The sequence below is a fragment of the Mycolicibacterium parafortuitum genome, from assembly GCF_002086815.1.
Classification (GTDB): Bacteria; Actinomycetota; Actinomycetes; order Mycobacteriales; family Mycobacteriaceae; genus Mycobacterium; species Mycobacterium parafortuitum.
Genome location: NZ_MVID01000005.1, coordinates 144,868 through 165,219 on the forward strand (window position 1 = coordinate 144,868; position 20,352 = coordinate 165,219).

Genomic DNA, 20,352 nt, shown 5'->3' on the forward strand with positions numbered 1-20,352 from the left:
GACACGGTAGCCCCACCGCGGACTAGGCTGGAACCCCAAAGTGCCGCTTCAGGGCGAGCGCAACCAAGTCGAGACCGTGACGCAACCAAACCCGTACAGAGGATCAGCCATGCAGCCCGGTGGACAACCCGATATGTCAGCCCTCCTCGCCCAGGCCCAGCAGGTGCAGCAGCAGCTGATGGAAGCCCAGGAGGCGCTGGCCAACTCCGAGGTGCACGGGCAGGCCGGGGGCGGTCTGGTGCAGGTGACGATGAAGGGCAGCGGTGAGGTGACCGGGGTCGCGATCGACCCCAAGGTGATCGATCCAGCTGACCCGGAAACCCTGCAGGATCTCGTGGTCGGGGCGATCGCCGACGCCGCCAAGCAGGTCACCATCCTGGCGCACGACCGGCTGGGGCCGCTCGCGGGCGGCATGGGCGGCCTCGGGCTGCCGGGGATGTGACTTTTTGTTCGAAGGACCTGTCCAGGATCTGATCGACGAGCTCGGCAAGCTGCCCGGGATCGGGCCCAAGAGTGCCCAGCGGATCGCGTTCCATCTGCTGTCGGTCGAGCCGCCCGACATCGACCGGCTGACCGCGGTACTCAACCGGGTGCGCGACGGCGTCACGTTCTGCGCGGTGTGCGGCAACGTCAGCGACGAGGAGCGGTGCCGCATCTGTGGTGATCCGCGCCGGGACGCGTCGTTGATCTGCGTCGTCGAGGAACCCAAGGATGTGCAGGCCGTGGAGCGCACGCGGGAGTTCCGCGGCCGCTACCACGTGCTCGGCGGCGCGCTGGATCCACTGTCCGGGATCGGGCCGGACCAGCTGCGGATTCGCGAGCTGCTGAACAGGATCGGTGAACGTGTCGACGGCGTGGACGTCGCCGAGGTCATCATCGCGACCGACCCCAACACCGAGGGGGAGGCGACCGCGACCTATCTGGTGCGGATGCTGCGCGACATCCCGGGGCTCTCCGTGACGCGCATCGCGTCCGGGCTGCCGATGGGTGGGGACCTGGAGTTCGCCGACGAGCTCACACTGGGCCGCGCGCTGGCCGGCCGCCGCGCGATGGCCTGACGAACTCCGCGACGAAGTACGCCGAAATCCACTTTTTGCAGGCGGTTACTCGCACTTTCGCTGCAAAAGGTGGATTTGGGGACATGTCGGTGGCAGGCGGCACCATGACAGCCATGGACCGGGTGATTCTGGGTGGTGAAGCGGTCAGGGCCGGCGTCGCGACGCGTCACGAACTCGCGCGCGACTACACGCGGCTCTACCGCGGGGTGTTCGTACGCAACGGCATCGAGGTCACGCTGCGTGACCGGGCCATCGGCGCGTGGCTGGCCACGGGACGCAAGGGAGTGATCTCGGGCCGTACCGCGGCGGCGTTGCACGGTGCACCCTGGGTGGATCTCACGATCCCGATCGAGCTGACCGGAGCGAAGGGCAGACCCCAGGACGGCCTGATCCTGCGCACCGAGACGCTCGCCGCGGACGAGGTGACACGCCGATCGGGCCTGCCCGTCACCACGCGCGTCAGGACCGCGTTCGACCTGGGGCGCCTTCTCGACAGAGCCGAGGCGTTGGTGCGGCTGGACGCTCTGATGTGGAACCAGCGCTACGAGATCGACGACGTTCTCACCCTCGCCGAACGACACCCGCGCGCCCGGGGAGTGATCCAGCTGCGCGAACTGCTTCCGCTCGTGGACGGCGGTGCTGCGTCACCGCGCGAGAGCACGATTCGGCTGACGCTGATGGACAACGGATTTCCGAAGCCGGAGACCCAGATCCCGGTGCTTGCCGGCACGAAACCCGTCGCCTTCCTCGACATGGGGTGGGACGAGTTCGGCGTGGCCGTCGAATACGACGGTGACCACCATCGCAAGAACCGCGCTCAGTACGTCAAGGACATCGCCCGGCTGCGGATGCTCGAGGAACGGGGGTGGATCGTCGTCCGCGTCATCGCCGAGGACAAGCCGGCGGCCTGGCTGAAGCGCGTCGAGATCGCCTTGCGAAGCAGAGGATGCCCGCTCACGCTGCGCGCGTCCGCATCAGCGGGGATCGTTGCCGCGTAGCTCACACCCGCCGCGGGGCCGCCAAACGTTCCTTGCGTAGCCGGTCGACCTCCGGAAGATGCAGCGGCGCAAGTGTTCCCACCACCTGCGTCAGCAGGTGGTCGGCCAGCTCCGGGTTGCGGGCCAGACAGCAGCCGTGCAGATAGGTCGCGACGACGCTGCCCTGCACCGCACCGTCGATTCCGCCGCCGGCGCGGTTGCCGTCGCCCTTGGTCACCGACGCCAGCGGTCGGGCGTCGGTGCCGAGAACCGTTCCGCCGCGATGGTTCTCGAATCCGGTCAGCGGTTGCGTCAGGCCGTCGATCAGCGGTGCCGCGGCGACCTCGCCGATCGAGCGCTCCGGTTGCGGTGAGGTCGTCACGTCCAGCACGCCGACGCCGTCGACCCGCTCACCCGCCGACGTCTCGTACCAGTGCCCCAGCACCTGGATCGCGGCGCAGATCGCCAGCACCGGTGCACCCCGCGAAATCGCCTGCTGCAGGCCGGGGTAACGGATCAGGTGCTTGGTGGCCAGTCGCTGTGCGTAGTCCTCGGCGCCGCCGAGGGTGTACAGGTCCAGTTCGGCGGGCACCGGATCGTCGAGGGTGATCTCGGTGACCTCGGCATCGATGCCGCGCAGCCGCAACCGCTGCCGCAACACCAACGCGTTGCCGCCGTCGCCGTAGGTGCCCATCACGTCGGGCAGGACGAGCCCGATCCCCACCGTCGATTCGCTCACGAGATACGCCTGTTCAGTGCAAGGAACGCGGTGTAGTTGGCCAGCACCTCGACGTGCCCCGGCGGGCAGGATGCGATCGCCGCGACCGTGTCGTGGACCAGCGTGTGCTCCACTCCCGCATAACCGAGCCGCACCGCGAGGTCGGTGCCGCGTTCACCGGCCGCCACGACGGGCACCGATTCGAAATGCTCGAACCGGACGTCCCACAGCCACGACAGGTCCTCGCCGTCGGGCACCCGGCCGTTCACCGCGATCACCACCCCGGCGGCGTCGCGGTCGAGCATCGACAGCGCCTCCTGCCAGCCCGCGGGATTCTTCGCCAGCAGCAACCGCGCGGTGTGCGCGCCGATCTGCACCGTCCGGTACCGGCCCGCGACCTCGTCCACCCTCGACACCGCGGCGACCGCGGCCGCCGGGTCGGCGCCCAGCGTCACCGCCGCGGCCACCGCCTGCGTCGCGTTGCCCCGATTGACGGCGCCGGGCAGCGCCAGCGCCATCGGCAGTGTGAACCCGTCCGGTCCGTGGATGTGGGTGTCGTCGTACCACCAGGCCGGGTCCGGGCGCTTGAACTCGCAGCCCGTCGAATACCAGTGCCCGCCGTCGCGGACGATCGTCTCCCCGGACCGGGGGCAGCTCACCGAATCGCTGGCCCAGCCGCCGCCCGCGGCCACCCACACCACGTGCGGATGGCCGTAGGCCGCCGACGTCATCAGCACGTCGTCACAGTTGGCCACCACCACCGCCGACGGGTGGCGTGCCAGCCCGGCCCGCAGCGTGCGCTCGATGTGATTGATCTCGCCGACGCGGTCGAGCTGGTCCCGGGACAGGTTCAGCAAGGTGATGACCGCGGCAGGCACTGCGTCTAAGACGTGCGGGACGTGCATCTCATCGACCTCGAGGGCGGCCAGATGCGCGTCCGGGGCGGCGGCCAGCGCGGCGACCAGCCCGGCGTCCATGTTGGCGCCCTCGGAGTTCGTGGCCACCGGGCCCAGCGTCGCCAGCGCCGCCGCGGTCATCCGCGTGGTCGTGGACTTTCCATTGGTGCCGGTGATCACCACCGTGCGCCGGCCCGCAGCGAGCTGGCCCAGGATCGATTTGTCCAGCGTCATCGCGACGAGGCCGCCGATCATGGCGCCGGCTCCTCGCCCCGTGACACGGGACGCCCACCGTGCGCCCGCGCCTGCGGCGAGTGCGAGCCGTCCGCGTCCAGTCACCATTCCCGGCAGTTTAGAAGAGCCGCCGACACGCGGGCGATGGAGCGGGGCTTGTCAGCGGCCCGTGCCATCCTCGGATCATGAGCTCAACCGCTGTCACTCGCTGGGGCAGGCCCGCCCACGAGGACGGCGCGGGCTGGGCGGTCGTCGACGTCGAAACCTCGGGATTCCGGCCGGGTCAGGCCCGCGTCGTCAGCGTCGCGGCGTTGGCGCTGTCCGACGACGGCAATGTCGAGAAGAGCCTGTACAGCCTGCTGAACCCGGGCGTCGATCCCGGCCCCACCCACGTGCACGGTCTGACCGCCGAGATGTTGGAGGGCCAGCCGACGTTCGCCGACGTCGTCACCGACCTGTGCGAGGTGCTGCGGGGCCGCACCCTGGTCGCCCACAACGTCGGCTTCGACTACGCGTTCCTGACCGCCGAGGCCGAGCTGGTCGGCGCCGCGCTGCCGATCGACTCGGTGATGTGCACCGTCGAGTTGGCGCGCCGCCTCGATCTCGGTCTGGAGAATCTGCGGTTGGAGACGCTGGCCGCGCACTGGGGCGTGACGCAGATGAAGCCGCACGATGCGCTCGACGACGCGATGGTGCTGGCGCAGATCCTCAAACCCGTGCTGGTGCGGGCTCAGGAGCGCCGCAAGTGGCTGCCGGTGCATCCGGTGACGCGCCGCACCTGGCCCAACGGCCGGGTCACCCACGACGAGTTCCGGCCACTGAAGGCGACGGCCGCCAGGATGCCGTGCCCGTACGCACATCCCGGCCGGTTCGTGCCGGGCAGGCCGCTGGTGCAGGGCATGCGGGTCGCGCTGTCGGCGGAGGTCGGACACACCCACGAGGAGCTCGTCGAGCGGATCCTGCACGCCGGGCTCGCATTCACCGAGGCGGTGGACGACTTCACCTCACTGGTGGTGTGCGACATCGCCGCCCCGGAACAGGGCAAGGGGTATCAGGCGAACGAACTCGGGGTGCCGACGCTTTCCAGCACCGAGTTCGTCCGCCAATTGGACGCGGTGATCGGCGGGTCCGCCGTCGAGGAGTTCGCCGAGCCGTCCCCGTCGGGGGATCAGTTCACGCTGTTCTGAGCCGACGCCACACCCGCGGCGACGTACCGTGGACGCGACGGAACTGCCGAGTGAAGTACCCCTGATCGGCCATGCCGACCCGGCGGGCCACCTCACCGATGCTCAGGTCGGTGCCGAGCAGCAGTGCCCGCGCCTCGGCCATCCGTCGCTCGACGATCCACGCGCCGACGGTGCGTCCGGTGCGCCGCCGCACCAGCGTCGTGAGATGTCCTGCGGTGAGACCGCATTCGTCGGCGACGTCTCGCAGCGACAGGGGTTCGCCGAGGCGGCGCTCGATGACGTCGAACACCTGGGCCAGCACCGGCTCGTTGCTGCGGCGCAGATCGCCGGGCAGATCGTCGGAGATGCGCGCCAGGTCGATCAGCAGCACGGTCAGATGCGCCAGCGCCGCCTGTTCGTAGCCGTCTCGGCGCTCGGTGAGCTCGGTACGCAGTGCGTCGATTCCGTTGCGCCACAACCGACGCCGGGTCGGCGGGATCCGCAGCCGCAGCACGCCGTCGTACCGGTCGTGCAGGAACGGCGCCAGCAGCGGATGAACCCGCCACGTCGGCCACGGCGAGCGTGGGCCGTCGCCGAGCGCGGCCGGATCGAAGAACACCGCCACCGACCCGGCGCGGGCGTCGGCGGCCGCCGGATCGACGGGCGTACCCGCGGCCACCACGTCGACCAGCCCCGCGCCGGGCCGGCAGATCAGCACAGGGAACTCGTGAATGTGCGTGGTGTGCACGGGAAGTGCTCCGGGCCCGAGTGTCAGGACCGAGACCGGCGCGCGGGAATGATCGCGCGGGTAGGCGTAGACCGCAATCCCCTGACGGCGGCCGGCGAACCGGGCGAGCTCGGCCATGAGTCGAAGATAGTCCCAATATCACCGAACAGCGGTCCACATCGGCTGCCGGGCAGCGAACAGCATGGACCGTATGACACAGAATCCTCCGAAACAGCCGACCCCGTCGCGGGGTAACCGCCACGACTACCTACCCGCCGCCGGGCACGACGCTTTTCTGCCCGCCTACGACCTGCTGGTCCGCGCGCTCGGCGCGCACCGCGTCTACGACGAGCTGATCGAACAGGCCGACCTGGCCGGAGAGGTGCTGGAAATCGGCTGTGGCACAGGGAATGTGACACTACGCGCAATGCGCGCCGCGCCGGCGGCGCGGATCACCGCCGTCGACCCCGATCCGCGCGCACTCGCCCGCGCCCGCCGCAAGGTCGGCGCCGGGCGCGTCAGGTTCGAGACCGCCTACGCGCAGCGGCTGCCGTTCCCCGACGCGTCGTTCGACCGGGTGATGTCCTCGCTGATGCTGCACCACCTCGACGACGACGTGACGGCCGCCGCGCTGGCCGAGGCCTGGCGCGTCCTGAAACCCGGCGGGCTACTGCACATCGCCGATGTCAGAGGCGCCGACCTGCCGAGGGCCGTCGCCGCCGCCGGGTTCGAGACCACAGTGCTGGGGCACCGGCGGCTCCGGGTGTTCGGGCCGGTGACGTTCCTACGCGCCGTGCGAACCGATGCGGCGGTCAGACCACGCCCTGCCGGGCAGCCCGGTTGACCGCGGAGACGACCGCGCGCAGCGAGGCCGTCGTGATCGACGTCGCGATCCCGACACCCCATACGGTCTTGCCGCCGACCTCGGCCTCCACGTAGGCCGCGGCCTGGGCTTCCTCGCCGGCGGACATCGCGTGCTCGGAGTAGTCCAGCACATTCACCGTGAAGCCGACCGCACCCAACGCGTCGACGAACGCCGCCAGCGGGCCGTTGCCCGCGCCGACGATCTCACGCTCCTCGCCGTCGATCTTGACGACCGCGGTGATGGTGTCGGTGCCGCCGTCGACCTCGGCGGCGTCCACCTTCTGCCGCATCCGCTCCAGCGGGGTGATCGGCGCCAGGTACTCGTCGTAGAACGCGTCCCACATCTCCTTCGGGGAGACCTCGCCGCCCTCGCCGTCGGTGATCTTCTGGATGGCCTGACTGAACTCGATCTGCAGCCGGCGCGGCAGGGCCAGACCGTGATCGGCCTTCATGATGTAGGCGACGCCGCCCTTGCCGGACTGCGAGTTCACCCGAATCACGGCCTCGTAGGTACGCCCGACGTCCTTCGGGTCGATCGGCAGGTAGGGCACCTGCCACAGCAGATCGTCGACGTCCTTGTCGGCCGCGTCGGCGTCGAACTTCATCGCGTCCAGGCCCTTGTTGATCGCGTCCTGGTGGCTGCCGGAGAACGCGGTGTAGACCAGATCGCCGCCGTAGGGATGACGCTCGGGTACCGCCAGCTGGTTGCAGTACTCGACGGTGCGGCGGATCTCGTCGATGTTGGAGAAGTCGATCTGCGGGTCCACGCCACGGGAGAACAGGTTCAGCCCCAGCGTCACCAGGCAGACGTTGCCGGTGCGCTCACCGTTGCCGAACAGGCAGCCCTCGATCCGGTCGGCGCCCGCGGCGTAACCCAGTTCGGCTGCGGCGACAGCCGTTCCGCGATCGTTGTGCGGATGCAGGCTCAAGATGATGGAGTCCCGCGGGGTCAGGTGCCTGTTCATCCACTCGATCGAGTCGGCGTACACGTTCGGGGTCGCCATCTCGACGGTCGCGGGCAGGTTCACGATCAGCGGCCACTCGGGTGTCGGCTGGATCACCTCGGCGACCGCGTTGCACACGTCGACGGCGTACTCCAGCTCGGTGCCGGTGTAGGACTCGGGGGAGTACTCGTAGCGCCACAGCGTGCCCGGGTACTTCTTGGCCTCCTCGACGCACATCCGCGCGCCGTCGGTGGCGATCTTCTTGACCGTCTCGCGGTCGGCGCGGAACACCACGCGCCGCTGCAGGATCGACGTCGAGTTGTAGAAGTGCACGATCGCGCGCGGCGCACCCTGACAGGCCTGGAACGTCTTCTCGATCAGCTCGGGGCGGCACTGCGTCAGGACCTGGATGGTGACGTCGTCCGGGATCGCCCCGTCTTCGATGATCTCGCGGACGAAGTCGTAGTCGGTCTGGCTCGCCGACGGGAAACCGACCTCGATCTCCTTGTAGCCCATCCGGACCAGCAGGTCGAACATCCGGCGCTTGCGCTGCGGGCTCATCGGGTCGATCAGGGCCTGGTTGCCGTCGCGCAGATCCACCGCGCACCACATCGGCGCGGTGTCGATGATCTTGTCCGGCCAGGTCCGGTCCGGCAGCCGGATGGGCTCGACTTCCTCGTCGAAACTCCGGTACCGGTGCACCGGCATCTGCGAACCGCGCTGGGTGTTCCACGCGGGCTGGCCGGGATGCGGCGGACCCGCGGGCGTGGAGATGGTGCGTACCGACGAGAAGGCATCGGCAGAAGGGTTGTAATTCTCAGTCATTTGGTGCTCCGGTTTGGTTCTTGGGGAACTTCAGACCGGCGCATCGCGAACACCCGCGACGGGAGGCCGGTCTGGATCAGACCCCGTCGCGGCGTCCGAGAAGGAGCACACGCTGCACGCGAGACACTGTACTCCGCGGCCCTCGGAACCCCAAACAGAGTCGGTCTCAGACGGAGGCGGCCAGGAATTCGCGCAGCCGCCGGAAGCAGCTCAGCGCGTCGATGTAGTGGTCGACGTGGTGGCGCGGCACCGGTTCGGGTTCGAACTCCGCGCCCAGTGCCTTCTGGGTGAGAAGTTCGACACAAGTTGTGCCGCAGTCGGATTCGCGGGTCTCGAAATGGTGGAACCGGTACCGCAGGTGGGGGTCGCTGATGACCCGCATGATCGTCAGCCTGGCGGGCAGACCGCCGGTGGCCGCGCGGACGCTGTACTTGCGGTCCTCGTCGATCAGGTCGTGGTCGTAGGTCGCGCACCGGTTGACCACCAGCGGGTGCAGCAGCACCGCGTCCATCGACTCCGGGGAGACCTCGGCGTGGAAGCGGTCGTGCAGTTCGGTCCCCGAGCAGCCCAGCAGTTCGGGTTCGGGGACGAACAGGTCCTCGGCGGGATCGCAGATCGGATCGGCGAACGGGTCCTGGCCACCGGTCACGGCATCGAGGACTTCGATCGGCTCGACCCAGTCGGCGACGCCGTTCGGCGGCAGCGCCCCGTCGTGGACGTCCCCGTCGTGGATGTCCTCGTCGGCGACGTACTTGTCGGTGATCACACAGCAGGCATGTGCTCTGGGCAGGAAGTCGGTGGCGTCGCGGAACAGGAACGCGGTGTTGCTGACGCCGTGGCGGCGCCGGATCCGCTCGTCGTCGACGCGGTAGCCGTCGGCGATCAATGCGGGCGCCGAGATCGGCCCCCGGACCATCAGGTTCCCGGCCTCGCCGACCCCCCACCAGGCCCGGCGCAGCCGCAGCGCCCCGCCGACGAAGGTTTCCTGGTCGAACGTGATCAGGTAGTCGGCCTCCAGATCACCGAGCACGACGAGGTGGGTGCCCCCGTCGAAATCACTGTTGACGATCGCGCGGGCGCGCACCGATCCGCGGATCAGCAGCAGGAACGGCAGGGGCTGGTCGAAGTCGTTCGGGTACAGGTTGTCCAGGTTCAGGTCGAGGTCGCCCGCGTCGAGGTCACCGTCGAGCACGACGGCGCGCGCCGCGGCGAAAGCAGGGTTCCCGACGGCGAGGTCACTGAGCTCGGATTCCCACGGCAGCCACGAGGTGATGGCGCCGAGTGTGGTCTCCTGGAGCACGAACCGGGTTAGGTCGACGCTCGACACCCGGTAATTATTACCTGTGTCAAACCTGTGAGTCTGGGAAAGCGATAACCGAGAGGAACCGGATCGGGACCTCGACCAGGTCGACTGGGCCGTGGGCCCCCTCGCCGTCGATCTGCAGCGAATCTCCTGGATGGAGCCGATACACCGACCGGCTGTGGCTGTAGTCCATCACGCCTTCGAGCATGTAGATGAACTCGGTGCCCGGGTGCTGGAACAACGGGTAGGTCTGACTCTTCTCCGACAGCGTGACCTCGAGGCACTCCAGCCGCTTGTGCTCGCCTCGCAGCGAACCCAGCAACTGGTAGTCGTGGCCTTCTCGGGTGCCCTCCCGCACGATCCGCGCTCCGGTCCCGGATTTGACGAATGCGGCGGGCCGCTCGACGTCGGCGCCGCGGAACAGGCTCGTGACCGGGACATCGAAGCCCTTCGCGAGCAGCGACAGCGTCGACAGGCTGCACGAGGTCTGGGCATTCTCGATCTTGCTCATCATGGCCTTCGAGATACCGACCTTGGCGGCCGTCTCGGCGACGGTCAGTCCCTGCTGCTGGCGCAGCAGACGCACGTTGCGGCCGATCGCCGCCTCGATCTCCAGCTCCTCGACCGGGGCAGCGGGGTCGCGTTCACGAGCGGTGCCCGAGGTGTTCCGGAGCAGCGGGACGTCATCGTCAGTGGAGGCCACAATGCTCCTGTCTAGCGCATCTGTCCCGCTCCGACGTACGGGTAGGGGGTCTTGAGCGGATCGCCCTCGGCGAAGCGGGAGAACCGGAAGTCCGATGCCGGGATGCGCGGGTCGCTGCTGTGCCCGTCGACGACGAGGTCGGCGACCAGTCGCCCGACCGCCGGCGCGATCTTGAAGCCGTGACCGCTGAACCCGACCGCGAGCACCAGCCCGTCCAACGGTCCGCGGGAGATGACCGGGTTGTAGTCGGGGGTGACGTCGTAGCAGCCGGCGTAGCTGCTGGAGATCGACGCATCGGGGAGGCCGGGGAAGCGGGTGCCGACCTTGTCGACGGTCAGGTCGACGAAATCGTCGGTGGCGCGGTTGAGGTAGCTGTCCGGATCCGTCGGGTCTATCGCGTCGTAGCCGGGCAGGTCGCTGTTGCCGAACAGGATCTCGCCGCCGACCTCGGGCCGCACGTACTGCAGCGACACCAGGTCGGAGAAGACAGGTACCTTCCCTACATCGATGCCCGGATCGATCATCACGATCTGTTCGCGGATCACCTTGATCGGCATGTCGATGCCGTGAGGTGCCAGGAACGGCCGGGTCCACACGCCGGTGGCGACGACGGTCGTGCCCGCCGAGATCTCGGTGCCGTCGGCCAGGCGCACCCCGGTGACGCGGTCCCCGTCGACCAGCAGCCCGGCGACGGCGGTGCCCTGGCGGACCCGCACGCCTGCCGCACGCGCCGAGGCCGAGAACGCCTGCGCGGTCTGGTAGGCGTCCCCGTAGCCGCCGCGGGCCTCCCAGCCGAACGCGGCGAACGGGGTCAGGTCGGCGAACGGCCACAGCTTCGCGACCTCGGATTTGTCGATCTCCTCGGTCTCGACGCCGACGGAGCGTTGTGCGGCAAGGCTTTTACGCAGGGCATCGACGTTCTGTTCGCCGACCCCGACGACGTAACCGGTCTGGCGGAACCCGATGTCGGTGCCGAAGATGTCCTCGGCTTGTTCGAACACCTCCAGCCCGGTGGCGGCCATCGCGGCCAGCGAGCTGACACCGTAATGGCAGCGCACGATCCCGCTGGACTTGCCGGTCATCCCGGATGCGACCGTGTTGCGTTCGGCGACAACCACATCGGTGACGCCACGTTGGCTCAACGCCCAGGCCGCGGCGGTGCCCTCCAGACCGCCGCCGACGATGACGACGTCCGCGGTCTCGCTCATCGGGATTGTCTCCTCTTCGCGCGAGCGCTCATCGGGATTGCCCCGGGATCCAGTCCGTGCCCGCCAGCGGGACGCGCGCCATCGCGGCCGCTTCGATGCTGACCGCGACGAGGTCGTCGGGTTCGAGATGGCACACGTGCGACTTGCCGCAGGCGCGCGCGATGGTCTGGGCCTCCATGGTCAGCACCCGCAGGTAGTTCGCCAACCGGTGCCCGCCGGCGATCGGGTCGAACCGCGCGGCCAGCTCCGGATCCTGCGTGCTGATCCCGGCCGGGTCCCGGCCGTCCTGGTAGTCGTCGTAGAAACCCGCTGCGCTGCCGAGCTTCTCGTAGTCGGCGGCATACCGCGGGTGGTTGTCGCCGAGGGCGATCAGCGCGGCGGTACCGATCGCGACCGCGTCGGCGCCCAGAGCGAGTGCCTTGGCAACATCCGCGCCGTTGCGGATGCCGCCCGACACGATCAACTGGACTTTACGATGCACGCCCAGTTCCTGCAGCGCCTGAACGGCCTGCGGGATCGCCGCGAGCGTCGGGATGCCGACGTGTTCGATGAAGACCTCCTGGGTGGCGGCGGTGCCGCCCTGCATCCCGTCGACCACCACGACGTCGGCGCCGGCGTGCACGGCGAGCTTCACGTCGTAATAGGTGCGGGTGGCCCCGACCTTGACATAGATCGGCTTCTCCCAGTCGGTGATCTCCCGGAGCTCGTTGATCTTGATGGTCAGGTCGTCGGGGCCGGTCCAGTCGGGGTGCCGGCAGGCCGACCGCTGGTCGATGCCCTCGGGCAGGGTCCGCATCCCGGCAACCCGCTCGGAGATCTTCTGGCCCAGCAGCATTCCGCCACCGCCCGGTTTGGCGCCCTGGCCGAGCACGACCTCGATCGCATCGGCCTTGCGCAGATCGTCGGGGTTCATCCCGTACCGCGACGGCAGGTACTGGTAGACGAGGTACTTGCTCTGGCCGCGTTCCTCGGGCGTCATCCCGCCGTCGCCGGTGGTGGTCGACGTGCCGACCTCACTGGCGCCGCGGCCGAGGGCCTCCTTGGCCGGACCCGACAGCGCACCGAAGCTCATCCCCGCGATCGTGACGGGGATCTCCAGGTGCAGAGGGTGTTTGGCGAATCGGTCACCGAGCACCACATCGGTGGCGCAGCGCTCGCGGTAGCCCTCGAGCGGGTAGCGCGACATCGACGCGCCGAGGAACAGCAGGTCGTCGAAGTGGGGGAGCGGACGTTTGGCGCCCCAGCCGCGGATGTCGTAGATGCCGGTGTCGGCGGCACGCTGGATCGCGGCGATGGTGGCGCGGTCGAAGGTCGCCGACTCACGCAGCCCGAGGCGCGCGCGATCGTCACTGGTGTAGGTCATCAGAAGTCCTAATACGAAGAGCTGTTGTCGACGTGGAAGTGGTACAGCGAGCGTGCCGACCCGTAGCGGGTGTAGTCGCTGGTGCTGTCTCCTTCGAAACCGGCGGTCTTGAGCAGGTATTCGAGTTCACGGTGATGTTCTTCGCGCATCGGTTTGGCGATGCAGTCGGCGCCGAGCGACGCGACGTCGCCGCGCACGTACAGCCGGGCCTCGTAGATCGAGTCGCCGAGCGCCTCCCCGGCATCCCCGCGGATCACCAGCCTGCCTGCCTGAGCCATGAACGCGCTCATGTGACCGACGTTGCCGCCCACCACGATGTCGACGCCCTTCATCGAGATACCGCAGCGGGCCGCCGCATCGCCGTCGACGACCAGCAGACCGCCGTGTGCGGTGGCCCCCGCGGACTGGGACGCGTTGCCCTTCACCCACACCGAGCCGCTCATCATGTTCTCGCCGACCCCGGTGCCCGCGTTGCCGTCGATGATTACCTCGGCCTGCTGGTTCATCCCCGCGGCGTAGTAGCCGACGTGGCCCTTCACGGTGACATTCACGGGCGCGTTCAGGCCGACCGCGACGTTGTGAGCACCCGCGGGATGTTCGATGACGATCTCGCCGTCCAGGTCTGGCGCGTGCAACGCGGTGTTGACCTCGCGCAGCGACGTGGTGCGAAGGTCGTATGTCAACGCTGCCATGCGTACACCACCTCGGGTTCCGGTTCCCAGATCTTGGCGCTCTCCACGCCGGGAAGCCCTGCCAGGGCGCGGTATTCGCTGCCCATCGCGACCCAGTCGGCCGTCTCGGCGATCACGGCCGGCTTGCACGCGATCGCGTCACGCACCACCGCGAACGAGTCGCGGTTGGACACCAGCAGCGTGTAGAAGCCGTCGAACGTGGCGCACAGCTCCTTGAGTGCACTCTCGATGTCACGGCCCTCGGCCAGCTGTTTGGCGATGAACCGCGCCCCGACCTCGGTGTCGTTCTCGCTGTCGAACACCACACCCTCGGCGCGCAGCTCGCGCCGGATCGTCGCGTGGTTGGCGAAGGATCCGTTGTGCACCATGCACTGGCCCGGGCCGACGGCGTACGGGTGACAGCCGGCCGGCGTCACCGCCGACTCGGTGGCCATCCGGGTGTGACCCACACCCTGCCAGCCCTGCGCCCCGGCCAGCCCCCAGCCGTCGGTGAGGGCGCGGGGGTGCCCGACGCCCTTGAGAACCGCGATGTCGGACCCGAATCCGGCGATGATCGCCTGGGGATAGGCGGCGCGCACCGCGGCCAACAGCACCTCGGAGTCGACGTCGGCGGACAGCACGAAGCTGACGCCGACCGCGACACCGTCGACGTCCCCGCCGAGTTCGGCGCCGACCGCGGCGGCCACCTGTGTCGCGTCCTCGAGCACCCCGGTGCCGAGGTCGGCGAGCGACACGCATCCGCGCCCGGGGGGTGACCAGCTCGGGTCGCCGTAGACGGCGACGCCGGCGGAGTCGCTGCCGCGGTCACCCATCTCGCACAGCATGCCGGTCAGCAGTTCGCCGAGCCGGGGGTAGAGATCGGGTGTCCGCAGATGCAGCCCGACGATCCCACACATGGATGAATTCCTCTCGTATCGAACGTGATCGGTGTCAGAACGCGGTGAGGTAGTTGTCGATCTCCCACGGCGTGACCGAGCTGTGGTAGGCGAAGAACTCGTCGCGTTTGACGTTGGCGAAGTAGGCCGCGACACCTTCGCCCGCGGCATCGAGCACACCGGTGACCACTGGATCGGTCTCGAAGGCCTCGACCGCGTGCAGCAGCGTGGCGGGCAGGGGGGTGGTGCTGACGCCCTGACCGACCCCGCCGGGATCGGTGCTGCGTTTGATGCCGTCGAGACCGGCGCCCAACGCCGCGGCGATCGCCAGATACGGGTTGGCGGAGCCGTCGCCACCGCGCATCTCGATGCGGTCGGAATCCGGTACCCGGATGTAGTGGGTGCGGTCGTTGCCGCCGTAGGTCGGAAGGCGCGGCGCCCAGGACGCGCCTGAGGACGTCGCGACGGCGCCGGTGCGCTTGTAGGAGTTGACCGTCGGCCCGACGACGGCCTGCAGTGCGCACGCGTGCTCGAGGATGCCGCCGATGAACCCGTATGCGGTGTCGGACAATCCGAGCCCGCGATCGTCGTCCTCGGCCGGGAAGACGGGGGTGCCGGCGCTGGTCAGTGACAGGTGGAAGTGCAGTCCGTTGCCGGTCTTGTCGCCGAACGGTTTCGGCATGAACGTCGCGATCATCCCGCGCTCGGCGGCGATCATCGACAGCAGGTAGCGCAGCGTGATGACGCGGTCGGCGGTGACCAATGCCTCGGCGAACTTGAAGTTCTGTTCGAACTGACCGTTGCCGTCCTCGTGGTCGTTGGCGTAATTGGACCAGCCGAGCTGGTTCATCGCGGTGGAGACGGCGGTGAGGTGGTCGTACATGCGGGTGACACCGCGCGCGTCGTAGCACGGTTGCGACGCCGTGTCGGCGGTGTCGGCGACCGAGACGCTGCCGTCGTCGTTGCGGGACAACAGGAAATACTCGACCTCGGCGCCGACCCACGGTTCGAAACCGGCGTCGGCGCACTTCTGGATCAGCGACTTCAGGATCACCCGGGGCGCGTACGGCCACGGCTGCCCGTTGACGTGTGGATCGCAGTGCACGATCGCCAGGCCCTCTTTGATGAACGGGATCGGCGTGAACGACTCCGGATCCGGGATCGCCATCAGGTCGGGGTCCTTGGGTTCCTGACCCATCGCGCCCACGGCGTAGCCGGCGAAGCCGACGCCCTCGGTGGCCAGCAGGTCGACGGCCTCGACGGGAACCAGCTTGGCGCAGGGCTTTCCGCGCAGATCGACGAACAAGGCGAGGATGAACTTGGTCCCCGACTGTTCGGCCAGGGCGGCGAGGTCTTGAGGCATGTGCGTCACCTTTGTCTCTTGTTGTGAATCAAAGTATCACTGAGTGAAACAGCCCGCATGTCGAACGGCCGGCGCGGTCCTTGAAGGTCCGTACCGGCCGCCGACGTGCTGGTCAGATGGTCTGCAGCTCGTACGCCGCGTCCCGGTGGAACTTGGCGTCGATGCCGCTCTCCTCGTCCTCGGGGGAGATCCGGATGCCCATCGTCTTCTTGATCACGAACGCGATGGCGAAGGCCACCAGGAACGAGTAGGCCATCACGGCGAACGCGGCTACGGCCTGCTTCCACAGCTGCTCCACGCCGCCGCCGTACAGCAATCCGTTGGTGGCGTTCGGCATGCCCTCGCTGGCGAAGAAGCCGATCAGCAGGGTGCCGATGACACCGCCGACGAGGTGAACCCCGACGACGTCGAGGGAGTCGTCGTAGCCGAACTTCGATTTCAAGCCGACGGCGTACACGCAGATCGCTCCCGCGATGCCGCCGACGAAGATCGCCCCGATCGGGGTGACCGCACCGCAGGCCGGGGTGATCGCGACCAGGCCGGTGATCGCGCCGGAAGCGGCGCCGACGCCCGTCACGTGACCGTCCTTGATCTTCTCGACCGCAAGCCAGGCCAGCGTCGCAGCGCACGTCGCCACGAAGGTCGTGACCATCACGATGGCCGCGGAATTACCCGCGGCCAGTGCGGATCCGCCGTTGAACGCATACCAGCCGGCCCACAGCAGGCCGGCGCCGAGAAGGGTCAGCGGCACGTTGTGCGGCTTGCGCGCCTGACCGAACATCGCGGACTTTCCGAGCACGATCGCGACGGCCAGCGCGGCGGCACCGGCGTTGATATGCACCGCCGTACCGCCGGCGAAGTCGATGGCCTTGAGCTGGTTGGCGATCCAGCCGCCGACCGAGTTCTCGGTGACGACGCCGTCGAATGCGAAAACCCAGTGCGCGACCGGGAAATAGACCAGCACGGCCCAGACTGCGGCGAACAACATCCAGGCGCCGAACTTCATCCGGTCGGCGACCGCGCCCGAGATCAGCGCGACGGTGATCGCCGCGAACAGCGCCTGAAACAGGGCGAACAAACTCACCGGCAGCCCGGCGATCGTTGTCTGGGACTCCAAAAGATCTGTCATCCCGGCGAACTCGGTGAAGCTGCCGACGAACCCGCCGTAGGACGTGCCGAAGACCATCGAGAAGCCGAACAGCACCCAAAGCACGCCGACGAGCGCCACCGCGCCGAACGTCATCATCATCATGTTGGTCGAGCTCTTCACCGACACCATGCCGCCGTAGAACAGCGCCAGGCCGGGGATCATGAGTGTGAGGCCGATGATGCAACACAGAATGAACGCGGTGGTCCCTGTATCCATTGGTTGTTCCTCCTGCATGTGAGGCCCCGACGCGGAGCCGTTCACCGGACAGTTACTGCCGCCTCTGTTACGTGGGGCGTCGTCATTCGTTGCAGGGGGGTAACGAGCTTCTGTCAGAAACCTGTGTACTGGCACTACGGTGATCGCCATGTGCACACGCGTGGTTTACCTGGGCGACGGGGATCGGATCGTGACCGGACGCTCGATGGACTGGAAGGTCGAGATCGGGACGAACCTGTGGGCGCTGCCCCGCGGCGTGAAGCGCACCGGGCAGGCCGGACCGGATTCGGTCGAGTGGACCGCCAAGTACGGCAGCGTCGTCGCGACCGGCTACGACATCTCCACCACCGACGGTCTCAACGAGGCCGGCCTGGCGGCGAACCTGCTCTGGCTCGCCGAATCCCAGTACCCCGACAACACCGGGGACCGTCCGGCGCTGGCCATCTCGTTGTGGGCGCAGTACGTGCTCGACAACTTCGCCACGGTCGCCGAGGCCGTGGCCGCGCTGACCGCGACGCCGCTGCGGGTGGTCACCGCCGAGGTGCCCGGGCAGGAGCGGATGGCGACCGTGCACCTGGCGATGTCGGATGCCACCGGAGACAGCGCCATCGTCGAGTACATCGACGGCGAGCAGGTGATCCACCACGGCCGCGACTATCAGGTGATGACCAACTCGCCGATCTTCGACAAGCAACTCGCGATCACCGAGTACTGGAACGAGATCGGCGGCACCGTGATGCTGCCCGGCACCAACCGCGCCGCCGACCGGTTCGTGCGCGCGTCGTTCTACATCAACGCGGTGCCCAAGACCGACGATCCGCTGTTGGCGGCCGCGACCGTGTTCAGCGTCGTGCGCAACGCGTCCGTGCCGTACGGGATCGCGACCGCCGAGGAGCCCAACATCTCCAGCACGCGGTGGCGCACCGTCATCGACCACAAGTCGCTGCGCTACTTCTTCGAGTCGGCGCTCTCGCCGAACACGTTCTGGGTCGAGCTGAAGAACCTGGATTTCAGCGAAGGCGCCCCGGCGCTGCAGTTGCCGCTGGGCGAAGGGGAGAAGACCGTCTACGCCGGCGACGCGAGCGGCAGCTTCGCGCCCACCGAGCCGTTCACGTTCCTCGGGCTCGGGTAGGTCCGCGCAGCACCACCTCGTCGAGCGGCAGCCGTTCCCGGGGCCGGGCGTCGCGCGCGGCGATCTCGGCGTCGACGTCCGCGGAGTCCGCGAGCCGGCCGAGCGCGACCATCACCAGCGGGTGCAACGTGTCGGGCAGCCCGAAGGCGGCGGCGGCGCCCGCGACGTCGAAGCCTGCCATCGGGTGCGCGATCAACCCGCGCGAGACCGCCTCGATGATCAGGTTGGTCATCGCGGCACCGGCGTCGACGCTCGAGTACAGCTTGGTGCGCTCGTCCTCGCCCTCGTCGGAACACAGCAGGACCAGCGCGTTCGCGGCCTTGGCGTAGCTGTTCCCGCGCCGGAGCAGCCCGCCCAGCGTCGCGAACGTCTCGTCCCCGCGCACCCCGACGACGAACCGCACCGGCTGGCGCGCACCCCAGGTCGGGGCCCAGCGGGCGGCTTCGAGCACCGCGGTCAGGTCGTCGCCGCCCAGCTCGCCGGCGGGGTCGAACGCCCGCGGACTCCAGCGGCCGGCGATCGGCGGATGCAGTGGGACGGAGGTCACGGCCGAGCGGTCGGACATGTGGTGCAGGTTACCGCCGATCACCGTCGAGCCACCGGCGGGGAAAACCAGGTGCGCGCAGCCCTTATCCTTTATGGGATCTCCCCGGCTTCGGAAAGGTTCTTCAGTGGCGCTCGTCGTACAGAAGTACGGCGGATCCTCGGTGTCGGACGCCGAGCGGATCCGACGTGTGGCCGAGCGCATCGTCGAGACCAAGAAGGCGGGTAACGACGTCGTCGTCGTCGTCTCCGCCATGGGTGACACCACCGACGAGCTGCTCGACCTGGCCAAGCAGGTCTCCCCGGCACCGCCCGCGCGCGAGCTCGACATGCTGCTGACCGCCGGTGAGCGCATTTCGAACGCGCTGGTCGCGATGGCGATCGAGTCGCTCGGTGCGCAGGCCCGGTCGTTCACCGGATCGCAGGCCGGCGTCGTCACCACCGGTACGCACGGCAACGCGAAGATCATCGACGTCACACCGACGCGGCTGCGCTCCGCGCTCGACGAGGGCCAGATCGTGCTCGTCGCCGGGTTCCAGGGCGTCAGCCAGGACACCAAGGACGTCACCACGCTGGGCCGCGGCGGCTCGGACACCACCGCGGTCGCGGTGGCCGCGGCGCTCAACGCGGACGTCTGCGAGATCTACACCGACGTCGACGGCATCTTCAGCGCCGACCCGCGCATCGTCCCGAACGCGCACAAGCTCGACACCGTCACCTTCGAGGAGATGCTCGAGATGGCCGCGGCCGGTGCGAAGGTGCTGATGCTGCGCTGCGTCGAGTACGCCCGCCGCTTCGACCTGCCCATCCACGTCCGGTCGTCCTATTCGGACAAGCCAGGCACCATCGTCAAAGGATCGATCGAGGACATCCCCATGGAAGACGCCATTCTGACCGGAGTCGCCCACGACCGAGGCGAGGCCAAGGTCACCGTCGTCGGTCTGCCCGACGTGCCGGGTTACGCCGCGCGGGTGTTCCGCGCCTGCGCCGAGGTCGACATCAACATCGACATGGTGCTGCAGAACATCTCCAAGGTCGAGGACGGCAAGACCGACATCACGTTCACCTGCTCGCGGGAGAGCGGACCGGTCGCGGTGGAGAAGCTCACCTCGCTGCAGGACGAGATCGGGTTCACCCGGGTGCTCTACGACGACCACATCGGCAAGGTGTCGCTGATCGGGGCCGGGATGCGCTCGCACCCCGGTGTGACGGCGACGTTCTGCGAGGCGCTGGCGGACGCGGGCATCAACATCGATCTGATCTCCACCTCGGAGATCCGGATCTCGGTGCTCATCAAGGACACCGAGCTCGACCGTGCGGTCGCCGCGCTGCACGAGGCGTTCGGCCTCGGCGGCGACGAGGAAGCGGTCGTGTACGCGGGAACGGGACGATAGT

General features: G+C 68.5%; 20 protein-coding genes. 7 read left to right on the forward strand and 13 right to left on the reverse strand.

Features of this window, described 5'->3' with window-relative positions:
* Positions 1 to 109 precede the first annotated feature (109 nt).
* The 3 genes from BST38_RS08865 (at position 110) to BST38_RS08875 (ending at position 2,056) form a co-directional block, all read left to right on the forward strand.
* Positions 110 to 442, forward strand: coding sequence for a YbaB/EbfC family nucleoid-associated protein (locus tag BST38_RS08865; protein WP_083142905.1), 333 nt, complete (start codon positions 110 to 112; stop codon positions 440 to 442).
* A gap of 4 nt (positions 443 to 446) precedes the next feature.
* Entirely contained in the window at positions 447 to 1,058 is a 612-nt protein-coding gene (gene recR, locus BST38_RS08870; protein WP_083142906.1) for a recombination mediator RecR, read from the forward strand.
* Positions 1,059 to 1,171: 113 nt separating this feature from the next.
* Positions 1,172 to 2,056 carry a hypothetical protein gene (locus BST38_RS08875; protein ID WP_083142999.1) on the forward strand — a complete coding sequence of 295 codons (885 nt, stop codon included), beginning with the start codon at positions 1,172 to 1,174 and terminating at the stop codon, positions 2,054 to 2,056.
* A gap of 1 nt (position 2,057) precedes the next feature.
* Here BST38_RS08875 and BST38_RS08880 read toward each other — a convergent pair whose 3' ends face one another.
* Both BST38_RS08880 and BST38_RS08885 read right to left on the reverse strand, forming a co-directional pair.
* Positions 2,058 to 2,774, reverse strand: a complete 717-nt coding sequence (locus BST38_RS08880) for a type 1 glutamine amidotransferase (protein WP_083142907.1) — start codon at positions 2,772 to 2,774, stop codon at positions 2,058 to 2,060.
* Positions 2,771 to 3,991 (reverse strand): Mur ligase family protein, encoded by a 1,221-nt coding sequence (locus tag BST38_RS08885; protein ID WP_083142908.1) that lies wholly within the window; start codon positions 3,989 to 3,991, stop codon positions 2,771 to 2,773. The genes BST38_RS08880 and BST38_RS08885 overlap by 4 nt, the downstream gene beginning before the upstream one ends.
* Before the next feature lie 77 nt (positions 3,992 to 4,068).
* Here BST38_RS08885 and BST38_RS08890 point away from each other — a divergent pair, with 77 nt between their 5' ends.
* The gene (locus BST38_RS08890) at positions 4,069 to 5,070 is read left to right on the forward strand and encodes a DEDDh family exonuclease (RefSeq protein WP_083142909.1); all 1,002 of its coding nucleotides are present in this window, start codon (positions 4,069 to 4,071) and stop codon (positions 5,068 to 5,070) included.
* On the opposite strand, the gene BST38_RS08895 is transcribed toward BST38_RS08890, so the two are convergent.
* Positions 5,057 to 5,914, reverse strand: a complete 858-nt coding sequence (locus BST38_RS08895; protein WP_083142910.1) for a helix-turn-helix transcriptional regulator — start codon at positions 5,912 to 5,914, stop codon at positions 5,057 to 5,059. The genes BST38_RS08890 and BST38_RS08895 overlap by 14 nt on opposite strands.
* Positions 5,915 to 5,987: 73 nt before the next feature.
* Between BST38_RS08895 and BST38_RS08900 the strand changes: the two genes are divergently transcribed.
* Positions 5,988 to 6,620, forward strand: a complete 633-nt coding sequence (locus BST38_RS08900; RefSeq protein ID WP_083142911.1) for a class I SAM-dependent methyltransferase — start codon at positions 5,988 to 5,990, stop codon at positions 6,618 to 6,620.
* Here the strand turns inward: BST38_RS08900 and leuA are convergent.
* The 9 genes from leuA to BST38_RS08945 form a co-directional block, all read right to left on the reverse strand.
* Positions 6,589 to 8,409, reverse strand: a complete 1,821-nt coding sequence (leuA, locus tag BST38_RS08905) for a 2-isopropylmalate synthase (protein WP_083142912.1) — start codon at positions 8,407 to 8,409, stop codon at positions 6,589 to 6,591. The genes BST38_RS08900 and leuA overlap by 32 nt on opposite strands.
* 166 nt (positions 8,410 to 8,575) lie before the next feature.
* Positions 8,576 to 9,736 carry a hypothetical protein gene (locus tag BST38_RS08910; protein WP_083142913.1) on the reverse strand — a complete coding sequence of 387 codons (1,161 nt, stop codon included), beginning with the start codon at positions 9,734 to 9,736 and terminating at the stop codon, positions 8,576 to 8,578.
* 19 nt (positions 9,737 to 9,755) lie between these two features.
* Positions 9,756 to 10,415: a helix-turn-helix domain-containing protein gene (locus tag BST38_RS08915; protein WP_083142914.1), complete on the reverse strand. Its 660-nt coding sequence runs from the start codon at positions 10,413 to 10,415 to the stop codon at positions 9,756 to 9,758.
* Between the two features lie 11 nt (positions 10,416 to 10,426).
* Positions 10,427 to 11,623, reverse strand: coding sequence for an NAD(P)/FAD-dependent oxidoreductase (locus tag BST38_RS08920; RefSeq protein ID WP_083142915.1), 1,197 nt, complete (start codon positions 11,621 to 11,623; stop codon positions 10,427 to 10,429).
* Between the two features lie 28 nt (positions 11,624 to 11,651).
* Positions 11,652 to 12,986: an FMN-binding glutamate synthase family protein gene (locus BST38_RS08925; protein WP_083142916.1), complete on the reverse strand. Its 1,335-nt coding sequence runs from the start codon at positions 12,984 to 12,986 to the stop codon at positions 11,652 to 11,654.
* A gap of 8 nt (positions 12,987 to 12,994) precedes the next feature.
* A complete protein-coding gene (locus BST38_RS08930; RefSeq protein ID WP_083142917.1) occupies positions 12,995 to 13,678 on the reverse strand; it encodes a GltB/FmdC/FwdC-like GXGXG domain-containing protein in 684 nt (227 codons plus the stop codon).
* Positions 13,666 to 14,574 (reverse strand): class II glutamine amidotransferase domain-containing protein, encoded by a 909-nt coding sequence (locus tag BST38_RS08935; RefSeq protein WP_083142918.1) that lies wholly within the window; start codon positions 14,572 to 14,574, stop codon positions 13,666 to 13,668. The genes BST38_RS08930 and BST38_RS08935 overlap by 13 nt, the downstream gene beginning before the upstream one ends.
* A 34-nt stretch (positions 14,575 to 14,608) precedes the next feature.
* Positions 14,609 to 15,916 carry a type III glutamate--ammonia ligase gene (gene glnT / locus BST38_RS08940; protein ID WP_083142919.1) on the reverse strand — a complete coding sequence of 436 codons (1,308 nt, stop codon included), beginning with the start codon at positions 15,914 to 15,916 and terminating at the stop codon, positions 14,609 to 14,611.
* Positions 15,917 to 16,028: 112 nt separating this feature from the next.
* Positions 16,029 to 17,282, reverse strand: coding sequence for an ammonium transporter (locus tag BST38_RS08945; RefSeq protein WP_083142920.1), 1,254 nt, complete (start codon positions 17,280 to 17,282; stop codon positions 16,029 to 16,031).
* Positions 17,283 to 17,430: 148 nt separating this feature from the next.
* On the opposite strand from BST38_RS08945, the gene BST38_RS08950 reads away from it, so the two are divergent.
* Positions 17,431 to 18,414: a bile salt hydrolase gene (locus tag BST38_RS08950; protein WP_083143000.1), complete on the forward strand. Its 984-nt coding sequence runs from the start codon at positions 17,431 to 17,433 to the stop codon at positions 18,412 to 18,414.
* On the opposite strand, the gene BST38_RS08955 is transcribed toward BST38_RS08950, so the two are convergent.
* Positions 18,392 to 18,979 (reverse strand): nitroreductase family protein, encoded by a 588-nt coding sequence (locus BST38_RS08955; protein ID WP_083143001.1) that lies wholly within the window; start codon positions 18,977 to 18,979, stop codon positions 18,392 to 18,394. The two genes, BST38_RS08950 and BST38_RS08955, sit on opposite strands and share 23 nt — an antisense overlap.
* A gap of 106 nt (positions 18,980 to 19,085) precedes the next feature.
* Here BST38_RS08955 and BST38_RS08960 point away from each other — a divergent pair, with 106 nt between their 5' ends.
* Entirely contained in the window at positions 19,086 to 20,351 is a 1,266-nt protein-coding gene (locus BST38_RS08960; protein ID WP_083142921.1) for an aspartate kinase, read from the forward strand.
* Position 20,352 lies beyond the last annotated feature (1 nt).